9 protein-coding genes are annotated in these 11,176 nt (G+C 40.5%); 2 read left to right on the top strand and 7 right to left on the bottom strand.

Going from position 1 to position 11,176, the window contains the following annotated elements; translation table 11 throughout:
• Positions 1 to 95 precede the first annotated feature (95 nt).
• Positions 96 to 1,697: a B12-binding domain-containing radical SAM protein gene (locus A4S05_RS13525; RefSeq protein WP_069070350.1), complete on the top strand. Its 1,602-nt coding sequence runs from the start codon at positions 96 to 98 to the stop codon at positions 1,695 to 1,697.
• Positions 1,698 to 2,663: 966 nt separating this feature from the next.
• Here the strand turns inward: A4S05_RS13525 and A4S05_RS13520 are convergent.
• The 3 genes from A4S05_RS13520 to A4S05_RS43270 all read right to left on the bottom strand — a co-directional run bounded on the left by A4S05_RS13520 (position 2,664) and on the right by A4S05_RS43270 (position 4,997).
• A complete protein-coding gene (locus A4S05_RS13520) occupies positions 2,664 to 3,644 on the bottom strand; it encodes an aldo/keto reductase (RefSeq protein WP_069070349.1) in 981 nt (326 codons plus the stop codon).
• A 608-nt stretch (positions 3,645 to 4,252) separates the two neighbouring features.
• Complete coding sequence (locus A4S05_RS43275; protein WP_256090969.1) at positions 4,253 to 4,735, bottom strand: RNA-guided endonuclease InsQ/TnpB family protein; 483 nt, start codon at positions 4,733 to 4,735, stop codon at positions 4,253 to 4,255.
• A gap of 13 nt (positions 4,736 to 4,748) precedes the next feature.
• Positions 4,749 to 4,997: a helix-turn-helix domain-containing protein gene (locus A4S05_RS43270; RefSeq protein WP_256090963.1), complete on the bottom strand. Its 249-nt coding sequence runs from the start codon at positions 4,995 to 4,997 to the stop codon at positions 4,749 to 4,751.
• A 116-nt stretch (positions 4,998 to 5,113) separates the two neighbouring features.
• Between A4S05_RS43270 and A4S05_RS13510 the strand changes: the two genes are divergently transcribed.
• Positions 5,114 to 6,517, top strand: a complete 1,404-nt coding sequence (locus A4S05_RS13510) for a hypothetical protein (RefSeq protein WP_069070348.1) — start codon at positions 5,114 to 5,116, stop codon at positions 6,515 to 6,517.
• Positions 6,518 to 6,597: 80 nt separating this feature from the next.
• On the opposite strand, the gene A4S05_RS13505 is transcribed toward A4S05_RS13510, so the two are convergent.
• The 4 genes from A4S05_RS13505 to A4S05_RS13490 all read right to left on the bottom strand — a co-directional run bounded on the left by A4S05_RS13505 (position 6,598) and on the right by A4S05_RS13490 (position 10,944).
• On the bottom strand, positions 6,598 to 6,903 hold the full coding sequence (locus tag A4S05_RS13505; protein ID WP_069070347.1) for a hypothetical protein: 306 nt from the start codon (positions 6,901 to 6,903) through the stop codon (positions 6,598 to 6,600).
• A 437-nt stretch (positions 6,904 to 7,340) separates the two neighbouring features.
• The gene (gene coaE, locus A4S05_RS13500; protein WP_069070346.1) at positions 7,341 to 7,937 is read right to left on the bottom strand and encodes a dephospho-CoA kinase; all 597 of its coding nucleotides are present in this window, start codon (positions 7,935 to 7,937) and stop codon (positions 7,341 to 7,343) included.
• 251 nt (positions 7,938 to 8,188) lie between these two features.
• Positions 8,189 to 9,784, bottom strand: coding sequence for a uroporphyrinogen-III C-methyltransferase (cobA, locus tag A4S05_RS13495; protein ID WP_069070345.1), 1,596 nt, complete (start codon positions 9,782 to 9,784; stop codon positions 8,189 to 8,191).
• Between the two features lie 143 nt (positions 9,785 to 9,927).
• Positions 9,928 to 10,944 carry a tetratricopeptide repeat protein gene (locus A4S05_RS13490; protein WP_069070344.1) on the bottom strand — a complete coding sequence of 339 codons (1,017 nt, stop codon included), beginning with the start codon at positions 10,942 to 10,944 and terminating at the stop codon, positions 9,928 to 9,930.
• Between the last annotated feature and the right edge of the window lie 232 nt (positions 10,945 to 11,176).

Raw genomic sequence — 11,176 nt, 5'->3', positions numbered from 1 at the left:
CTGGATACAGAAGCTCCTCTAATGTGTTCTCATGACTGGTTTAGTTTTATATGAAGTAAACCAGTAACAAAAATCAAGGTTTATAAGCATCACATATGAACGTTTTACTTCTATACCCCCGTTTTCCAAAAAGTTTTTGGTCTTTTGAAAAGACTCTGGCTTTATTAGACCGTAAAGCAATGCTACCGCCTTTAGGCTTGGTGACTGTAGCGGCGATTTTACCCCAGGAATGGAATTTCAAGCTAGTAGATCGTAATGTTCGCGTCTGTACAGAGGCAGAATGGGCTTGGGCAGATTTGGTTATTATGTCGGCGATGATTGTGCAAAAAGAGGATTTGCTCTCTCAAATATTGGAAGCAAAGCAAAGAGGTAAACAAGTCGCTGTGGGTGGCCCCTTCCCGACAGCTTTACCAAATGAAATGACATCCGCCGGAGCAGACTACTTGATATTAGACGAAGGGGAAATCACCCTACCTTTATTTGTAGCAGCGATCGCACGGGGCGATCGCACAGGTATCTTTCGCTCTGACGGTGAAAAACCAGATGTCACCAACACTCCAACTCCTCGCTTTGACTTGCTAGAGTTTGAAGCATACGCGGAGATGTCAGTGCAATTTTCGCGCGGATGTCCTTTTCAATGTGAATTCTGCGACATTATTGTGCTGTACGGTCGCAAACCCCGCACTAAAAACCCAGAACAAATATTAGCAGAACTTGATTACCTCTATCAACTGGGTTGGCGGCGTAGTATTTTTATGGTGGATGACAACTTCATCGGCAATAAGCGGAATGTCAAATTATTTTTGAAGTCCCTTTTGCCCTGGATGGTGGAACATAACTATCCCTTTTCCTTTGCTACAGAGGCTTCAGTTGATTTAGCCCAAGATCAAGAACTGATGGACTTGATGGTAGCGTGTAATTTTGGAGCCGTTTTTCTGGGAATTGAAACCCCCGACGAAGAAAGTCTCACTTTTACTCAGAAATACCAGAATACGCGAGACTCACTCAGTGAGGCGGTGAATAAGATTACCCGCTCAGGACTGCGAGTCATGGCAGGTTTTATTATTGGGTTTGATGGCGAAAAAGCAGGTGCAGGCGCACGCATTGTCAAATTTGTCGAGCAGACAGCAATTCCCACAGCCTTGTTTAGTATGCTGCAAGCACTTCCAGATACAGCCCTCTGGCATAGATTAGAAAAAGAAGGACGACTCCGCAATAAATCAGCCAACATCAACCAAACCACGTTGATGAACTTTGTACCAACTCGACCCTTAGAAGACATCGCTCGTGAATATGTGCAAGCCTTCTGTGATTTGTATGAGCCAGAACGGTTTTTAGAGCGTACATACAAACACTTCCGTCTTTTGGGCGAAGCAACCTACCCGAAAAAGGGCAAAGGTGCCAAAAAACCATTGAACTGGAAAGTACTCCGAGCGTTGCTGGTGATTTGTTGGCGTCAAGGTCTACTTCGTCAGACGCGCTGGCAATTCTGGCGCAACTTGTGGAACATGTATCAGCATAATCGAGGTGGGGTGAGTAGCTATTTAGCTGTTTGTGCCCAAATTGAGCATTTCTTGGAATATCGCCAAATTGTTCGGGATGAAATTGAGGCTCAAGTAGCTGAATTTCTGGAAGCAGAAGCTAGGGTAAAACCGGAAGCAGAAGTCATGGAAGTGTTAGGAAGCGTTACAAAATAACTCAGACAGCAGTTCTTAAAATTCCACACAGCCGTAACACACCCTACTGGCGTGGCAAAGCTAAAGTCGTGCATTAGAAAAAAAGCAGAAAACATTGATTTATCTCAATTTTCTCAAAAATCTATTGAAACATTTTAGGCTTTCACGCCCCTACTTAATATTTACTTTTTGAAGAAGAATTCAGAATTCAGAATTCACAAGTCAGAATTCAGGAGTCAGAATGGGCTAAACGCCCCGCTATCGCTAACAGGAGTCAGAATAAATCAGTCGGGGATTCAGACCCGCGACTGATTGAAAACCACCAAATCGTAGATTTGGTGGGGGTCTTAAACCCGGTCATTCAGACGCTCGTTCGCGTAGCGTGTCGTAGACAAGACTCGCTAACGCTACGAAGCACCGCCAGTCATACAGAAAACATTGCTGAATTCTGACTCCTGACTCCTGAATTCTGTTCGATAAATAGGCTCTTATATTTTCTAAATTTCATATTCAAGTAATTAATTCACTTCTCAATAACGAGCTAATTAGTTTGATTAATAGCTCTCAGCTAATATATAAAAAAAGTCCGCTTTCGCGGACTGTGGACATTGGATAAGGTTAAGTTGTCACCAAGAGTGTCTACAAGATGTTAGACTCAATATTCATTCTTTCTTAGTCAACGTTAAAAATCAAGTTCCACACACTAAATGTTAGGACATAACTCCTTGATTTAAGTCTTTTTTAGATGTTATCTAAAAACAAATTCTACGTAGTTTTAATTCCGTAGCTAGTCGATAAAAAGCTATTTTTAACAAAAAAATGAATAAAAGCGCTATACTTTCAGCTAAAAATAGTAATTTATATCACTAATAACTCAGACATAATTAAGAGATTTATGTCGGAATTGATGGAAAATCCAAGTCTTTTTATTCTCGAATTTAAACCAGGTTTTGCAATGTGAGATTTAAATTGAGAAATATTGAGATTTTACTTAGTTTGAAAGATATTTTGTACCATTTTTTTGTCGGCATTTGCCGCTGCACTGTCCAACTCTGCAATCTCACTGGCGTCTAATTGCCAACCCAACGCACCAAGATTCTCCCTCGCTTGTTCGACGCTCTTGGCTCCAGGGATGGGAATGGTTCCTTTAGAGATGCACCAATTAATTGCTACCTGTGACATGGTTTTGTTTCTAGACTGTGCCACCTCTCGCAAACATCCCAACAGCGATCGCATTCCTGGTAATATCTGTCTAAATAGCAGACCTCGGATGCCTTTGGGCAAAGGGCCTTGCTCAGAGTATTTTCCTGTTAGTATTCCCAAAGCGAGAGGGCTGTAGGCAATCAATTTAATTCCCAACTCATCACAAAGGTCTTTGAGCTTGAGTTGAGTGACAGGATATGTAGACAACAAAGAGTATTGAACTTGCAAAGTTGCAATCGGAACGCCTCGTTCAGCAAACTTTTTCTGCACTTTCCTAAGTCGTTTCGGCCCATAATTGGATAGTCCCACTCCCTTGACCAGTCCTTGCTCATATACATCGGCAAGACCATCTAACAGCCCTTCTTCTTGCCAAGGGGCATAATTCGCTGTAGACCAGTGCATCTGTACCAAATCAACATTTCTTCCCAGGCGTTGAGCAGATGACTTACAAGCCCTTACCATTGATTGGCGTGTCCATCTCCACGGGTAAGCAGCAAGCTTAGTAGCAATACAAATATTGTCTTTGTCTGAACCTACATATTCTCGGTTGAATCGTCCCAGGAGTAACTCACTGCGACCATTCAATCTCCCAGTTCCATAGGAATCACCTGTATCAAATAAAGTTACACCGTTGCTTACACAAAGGTTAAAGACGGCTTGCAATTGGTCATCCATGCTTTCGTCATATCCCCAAAGCAGTTGATTGCCCCAGGCCCAAGTCCCACAGCCCATGCTTGGGAGGAAGAGTTTTTGGAGAGTCTGCATTTTTGCTCTGTGTAGATTGCCTTATTAATTATCAGGCATTAATTATTTATGCGATCGCGTTGCGAAAAAAATGGTTGACATCCTCACCGCCGTGTTCGCCCTTGGCGTTCCCGTTCGCGCGGCGTCTCCGTCAGGAGAAGGGTACGCACTGTGATTCTGGAGTAATGAGTAATAAGTAATGAGTAATAAGTAATAAGTAATAAGTAATGAGTAATAAGTAATAAGTAATAATTAATAAGTAATAAGTAATAAGTAATAAGTAAATACCCGTTTTTCATCCACTCCTTACTCATTACTTTAAAGCCGTGCTGGAAGCACGGGGTTTTAAACCTATTTTTCGGATAAAGTCGAGCTTAGACCCTGATTAAAACTTAAGCGCAAAAAATTGCTCCTCTTGGGGAAACCACAAGAGGAGCAATTTTCGTTCTAAGAGAGACGTAGCATTCCGCATCCGCAGGAAATAGGCATTAAACCCCTTCATTCCAGGTAATTGTTTAATAATGTGACCTTTCCCTAGAAAAATAAGGAATCAGTTGCATGAAACAGTATGCTATTAAGCAGCATTCTGGTGACATGACTCCGACCTGAAGGTGCGGAGCTTCTAAGAATCACTTCTTAGACTTCCTAGTTACTCCCTTGCGGGTTTTCGACTTTGACCTAGACTGAGTTTCCCCAATCCCCGGCAAACCGTCTGCATAGGCATTTTGAATTCCGACGTGCCCCGCCGTACTAATCAGTTCTATTCCTCTGTTTCTAATTACTTGCCCACTGGCTACGTCACGATCTGTAATGTAATTGCAACTAAGACAATGATGCACTCTAACACTCAAGTCTTTTTTAACTTCTGCACCACACTCAGGACATTGTTGAGAAGTCCCCCTAGCATTGACTTCACCGAAGAATTTACCACGCTTCCAACAAACATACTTGGTGATGTTTCGGAACTGTCCAAACCCCACGTCAAGCATCTGTTTGCCCAGCATCCCTTTAGCCAAAGTCCGGTAATCCAAGTCTTCCATGAAGACCATATCACCAGCATCACAAAGGGCGTGAGCTTGTTTGAAGTGAAAATCTTTGCGAGTGTTGTCAATCGTGTGATGAAGTCTAGCAATTGAATGCCTTTTTAGCTTTTGGTAAAGCGTTAAGTTGCTTTACTTCGCTAGGGAAAGAAGCATCCGCAGCCATAATGTATTCATGACTGATAGAGCATCTATCAACCATGCATTTCCGGCTATTACACCAATCCTTAATTTCTCGCAGTCCGTAGTTATAGGCAACACAACAAACATCCATCCAGTCAAAAAGTGATTGTTCCTGAGTGATGTTTGGATAGATTCTGTAGCGGTAATTCATGGTTAGCATTCCAGGACTTTAACACATTTACTGGAAGAGGTAAACCTAGCAAATCAAAGCCGTGCTAGAAGCACGGGGTTTTAAACCCATTTTTCTGATAAAAATAAATTTGTCTAATGAAAAATAATTCTGCGAAGGAAAAAAATGCAGGCATTTCCCGATTTGGCAAAGCTAATTTTAGAGTCACGAAGAAACAAATTTTATTCAGTACCCTTATTTTATGCCTTGGTTTGCTGGGAATAGGTGGTTTCTGGTTTAAGTCCAGATATAAATTTGATGACAAGATGACTCTAAAACTACAAGAATTATCGAATGTCGATTATCCAGTTAATCCCGCACCTCTAGGCAAAAACTTTCAAAGATATTCCAATAGAAAATTAACAATTATTAAGAGAGATGATACGCATTTTGATTTTGTGCTTGAGCCAACAGACAACAAAACGGCACAAATCATTATAAAAAATGTTGATTTAGAGCTATTAGTCCCAAAAGCACCCGAATGGGTTAAAAAAGATCAAGGATTAGAAATAATTGCTTTTACAGACCGGGAGTGGAATAGACAACAGGTTAGTTTTCCCGCTAATTCCAAAAATCTAGAAATTGTTGGAGGAGATGGTTTTGAAAAGCAAAATCTCGTAGAGGTTGCTTTGGCTAATAATTGCTTAAATGCCGGATTTTGGGAAATTTTGCTTTTCACTAAAGAGGATGGTAACAAATCTCTTTATTATCAAAGTTGGTTTACCTTTCCGATGGGACATTACAAAAATATTTTTGAAAAAATTAATAATATTTCCTATTGGAAGCATTGGTGGAAATTAGAACACTGGCAAGACCCAAGTGGCACAATATTAAAGACTAATCTTCTGAGAAATATAATTGATGAAAAAGAAGTCGCTACTCAGTTCCCCCTAGACGAAAGGATAATTGTATCGGGAGAGCAAGGTAGAAAAGTTAGAACTACGCTAGCGACTAATGTCACAAAATGGGGAGATTTTTACGACCCTAAAAAGGAAATTAAATTTGCAAGTTTTCGACCACCAGGATTTTATGATCAAAATAAGCCTTGGGGAAATCAATACTGGAGAATAGGCAAATTTGATAAAGCTATTTTAAGGAACATTAAACCGATTGGTGTTGAACAAAATTTACAGGAAATTGAGTTACTATTCACAGATACTAAGACTAGTGAACAAAATAAATTATTCATTAGTGGGATTGATCTCAAAACACTCCCTCAATTGACTGTACAAGAGTATCCTAACGGCTTATATATGCCAATGGGAATTGGGATACCTCCTTTTTATCAAAGCTACGATGAATTAACAAAAAATCATCCAGATGTCAGCCCTTACTTCAGTTTTTTACTAGATTCACAAGAGCGTTGGATAGATCATCACCATTTAGCGGTAGATGGTACAGTAATGCACCTTGATAAAAATAACCCAAATCTTTTGCATCTTTACTTGCTATCCTACGAAAGGAATACTTTAATAGCTCATTTTTTGATAAATTTAAAATAGATAACTGACTTCTCTTATTATCTAGCAAGAGAAGAAGAATTTTCACATTTATAATTTAAATAACTGGTTGACTTTGATATTTAGTCAATCGGTATTTGTTTCAGTAAAGCTATCCACATATCAGACGGATCGGAGTAGTAATCAACTTCTTCAACTTGATATTGATAAGATTCACAACCTTCTCGTAAGATAATGCGATCGCAGGGTTTAATACCTTTGCCGACTCCAGTCATGTAACCGATCATTCCTTCATTAAGGCGCTCAAATACGTAGTCACTTCCCCAAACTTGTTGGGTATAATCATGGATTTTATTCTTTTGTTTTAATGGATTAGCTGGAAAGCTAACCAAAGATAACTTATTTAAAAAACTAAAACTTAAGTTCATACCTGTTCTGATTGAAGAGAAGGCACTTAAAAACAAGTGAAAAATAGACCTAATAATTCAAAAGTCAGTTTGTTTAAGACTTAATTCTGAGATATTAATGTTTAATTGATACTAAATGGATCTTCTGTAAGATAAACTATTGATGTCATGATGATGCTGTTTTTTAGGTAAAAGTTCACTATTTTTCATATTATTGACTAGTTTGTTACCTTTAATCTTCAGTATTTCATACAACACCAGATGTTATGGCAGCTATTGTTTTACTATTCACTTAAATTTACAGTACTGGGAACCGCAGATTCAACTGTAAAATCACCGAATTATTGAACAATATTTGGTCAGATATGAGTGTTTTTTTGTTAAAAATATAATATTAATTTATAAATGTTTTATGTCTTAAGAATGTCGTCTATGTATCTTTTTAAGATAAATAGACTTTAGTCTCCATTCCTGGTTTTTAGGACTACATCTACCTGTTTCAGTAGTAATTCTAGGGTAGAGGAGTTATCTAAAACGACATCTGCATGAGCAACTTTTTCTTCGATAGATAATTGGCTGTTGATCCTGGCTTCTGCTTGTTCTCTATTTAAATGGTTTCTTTGTATCAATCTTTGTAGTTGTTGCTCTTGGGAACAATGCACTACCCAAATTTCTGTAACCAAATCAGTCATTCCCGCTTCAAATAAGAGAGGCACTACTAACACCAGTGTTTGTGAGGAAGATTGGGCAATTGCTGTGAGGAAGCGATCGCGCACATAAGGATGAATCAAATCATCTATCCAGTTGCGTTCATCTTGACAATTAAAGATAACTTCGCCTAACTTTTGGCGGTTGAGGCTGCCATCTGCTAGTAAAATTTGTTCGCCGTAACGTTGAGCGATCGCACCCAGAATCGGCGAACCTAAAGCTACTGCGTCTCTAGCATAAATATCTGCATCCAAAATCGGCAGGTTATAAGCGCTAGCCAAATAATTTGTGACGGTGGTTTTGCCTGTAGCAATACCGCCAGTTAAGCCGATTATATGTTTTGTCATTTGTCATTTGTCATTTGTTATTTGTCATTGGTCATTGGTCATTGGTCATTTGTTATTCTCGTCTGCTCTCTCATCTCAGAGGTTGAATGAACAAGTGTTTCGCTGTGACTTTAGGTACTTTTAGATCCCCCCTAGCTCCCCACTAGCTCCCCTTAAAAAGGGGGAACCGGAATCAAAGTCCCTCAATTTATCGGTGGATTTAGGGGGATGTAAAATTTTTGATACCGACAAGAGGACTTTTCAAACATCCTCTAAGAATTGGTTGCCCATGTAATCAGTGCTTGGGTTAAACCGTCTAAAGTATATTCTTCAGCTTCTATGTCCACACGCCCAAATAAAGAATGGCAAGTTTTGGAGGTTTGGGGGCCGATAGAGGCAATACAAACTTCTTCTAAGAATGGGCTAGGATCAGAGTTGTTGGAAAATATATTGTTAGTAAGTTGACAGAAAAATTGTACAGTTTTAGAACTAGCAAAAGTAATTACATCTACCTGGCGGTTTTGGAGAGCTAACTTTGCCGCATCTGGAATACCATTAGGACAACAAGATTGATATGCCGCAACTTCTATCACCTTTGCTCCCTTGAGAGTTAATTCCTGAACCAAAATTTCTCTTCCGCCGCTTTCAACTCTGGGAAATAAAACCTTCTTACCATCCAGTTTCTCTGGAAAATTTTCCACTAAAGAATCGGCGACAAAGTTGGGGGGAATAAAATCTGCTTGAAGAGAGCGTTGTTTAAGACCTTGGGCTGTTTTCTCACCAACAACGGCAATTTTGACGCCAGCTAAAGCACGGGTATCTTTACCTTGGGTGACTAACCTTTCAAAAAAGTAGTCTATGCCGTTGGTAGAAGTGAGAATTAACCAGTCGAAGTCAGATAAATGAGCGATCGCATTATCCAAAGCTTCCCAACACGAAGGTGGGCCGATTTCTAAGGTAGGCATTTCGATGACTGTTGCACCTGATGCGATGAGGCGATCGCCAAATTGACTCGATTGGCCAACTGAACGTGTTACCAAGATTGTTTTACCAGTAAGGGGAAGGGGAGAGAGGGAGAAGTTGCTTGACATAGCAGGGAGGCTAGGAGTTTTGGCTGTAGTTAAATCCTGACAATCTATTTTCTCAGGTTGTAAGTACTTGCGTAGCCCAACAACTTCACCAATCACAATTACCGCCGGAGAAAGGGATAATCCGGTGGTTTGTTCCAAAATATTGCCCAGTTGCGCTGTCCAAATTTGTTGATCGGGAGTTCCTGCCCAACGGATGATGGCAATAGGTGTTAAGTGCGATCGCCCGTGTCGCACCAGTTTATGTACAATCTCTGGTAGATGTTGCCCTCCCATCAAAATTACCAGTGTCTCTAAGCGTGACAGTGCCTCCCAATCTAAAACCTCTGGTTCGTGAGCTGTAAATACTGCAAAACAGCGGCTTAAAACTGGATCTGTCAGGGGAATTCCTGCTAACAAAGGTGCTGCAAGGGCTGAGGAAATTCCTGGTACTAGTTCAAAATCACAACCGGATGCTTTCAACGCTTCAATTTCGGAAGCGCAACGCCCAAAAATCAACGGATCACCTGATTTGAGTCGTACAATTTGTTTTCCTTGTAGACAGTGTTTTACCAGTAATTTGTTAATATCTGCTTGGGCTGTACTGGGTTTGCCACCGCGTTTGCCGACATCTAACTTTAGGCAATTATCTGGTACGCACTGCAATAATTGACCATCTACTAAAGCATCGTAGACTAACACCTGAGCCGTAGCTAAAAGATTGTAAGCTTTTACTGTTAGGTATGCCGCATCTCCAGGCCCAGCACCTACGAGGTAGACTTTACCTCTGTTATTTGTCATTTGTCATTTGTCATTTGTCATTTGTCATTTGTCATTCTTCCCCTGCTCCCCCTGCTCCCCCTGCTTCTTTCCCAATCCCCAATTCCCAGTCCCCAATCCCCAATTCCCAGTCCCCAATCCCCAATCCCCAATCCCCAATCCCCTTATTGCGTTAATTTTTGGATTAGCTGATCAACTTGCTCAAGCATCTCCTTGTTTGCCTCTGCTTGGAATAACTCTCTGGCTTTTTTGAAATTGAAAATCGCTTCTTCTAGTTGTCCTTGCCTTCCCAAAGTGACGCCCAAATTATAGTAAGCATAAGCATCGTTGGGTACGAGGCTAATGGCTTTTTTGTAATGTGCGATCGCTTCTTGTGGTTTGCCTTGATCGTCCATCGCATTTGCCAAACCTGTGTAAGCTTGTGCATGTTTCGGATCAAGGCGAATCGCTTGGGTATATTCGGCGATTGCTTCTGTTGGTTTTCCTTGAGCGTATAAAGCACTTGCTAAATTATAGTGAGCGTCTGCATACTTGGGAGCGAAACTTATGGCTTTTTTGTACTGAGCGATCGCTTCTTCTAGTTGCCCTTGAGCGTACAGAGCATTTCCCAAGGCGTTATAAGCTGCTGAATTTTTCGGATTGAAGGCAATGGCTGCTGTATATTCGGCGACTGCTTCTGTTGGTTTTCCTTGAGCATACAAAGCGTTCCCTAAGTAGTAGTGAGCGTCTGCATACTTCGGATGGAAGCTAATAGCTTGATTATATTGGGCGATCGCTTCTTGGAGTTTGCCTTGATCGTACAGAGCATTTCCTAAGTGAAAGTGGGCTTGAGGATACTTAGGATCAAGGCTGATGGCTTTATTATATTGTGCGATCGCTTCTTGGAGTTTGCCTTGATCGTCGAGAGTATTTCCCAAAGCAATATAAGCTTGGATAAATTTTGGTTCTAGTTCAATTGCTTTCCGAAAAGCTGCCTCTGCTCCTTTTAAATCTCCTTGTGTTTGGAGATTGGCTCCTCGCTCGAAGTTAGCAACTGCGTTTTTGTTCTGAGGAAGTGCTGCTTGATTTGAGTTTGGAATTTTTGATAAAACAACGCCAACATCTTTAGCAAAGACAGTATTCCCATTACTCAAACACAAGCAGATAATAGCTGCTACCAGTATATTCTTGTTTTTCAGCATTGTTATTACCTTACCTGCTTGGTTTACATGTAATATTGAGTTCGACTGTCATCGTAAAAACACTCAACTCTCAGTCCCTCTGGGGATTAGGGGCAGCGAGCAAAAGCGTAGCTTTATCCGGGTTCTAGCAGGAATTATAAGTTATTAACCCAACTTGATACAAGTTTTGTCTCATGCAACTGTCCATTTGTACAAAATAGATGGTGCTTTATTAGGAGTAAAAAAGTGTTTT

Source organism: Nostoc sp. KVJ20, assembly GCF_001712795.1.
Lineage (GTDB): Bacteria > Cyanobacteriota > Cyanobacteriia > Cyanobacteriales > Nostocaceae > Nostoc.
This window is presented reverse-complemented; position numbering and strand designations above follow the sequence as displayed.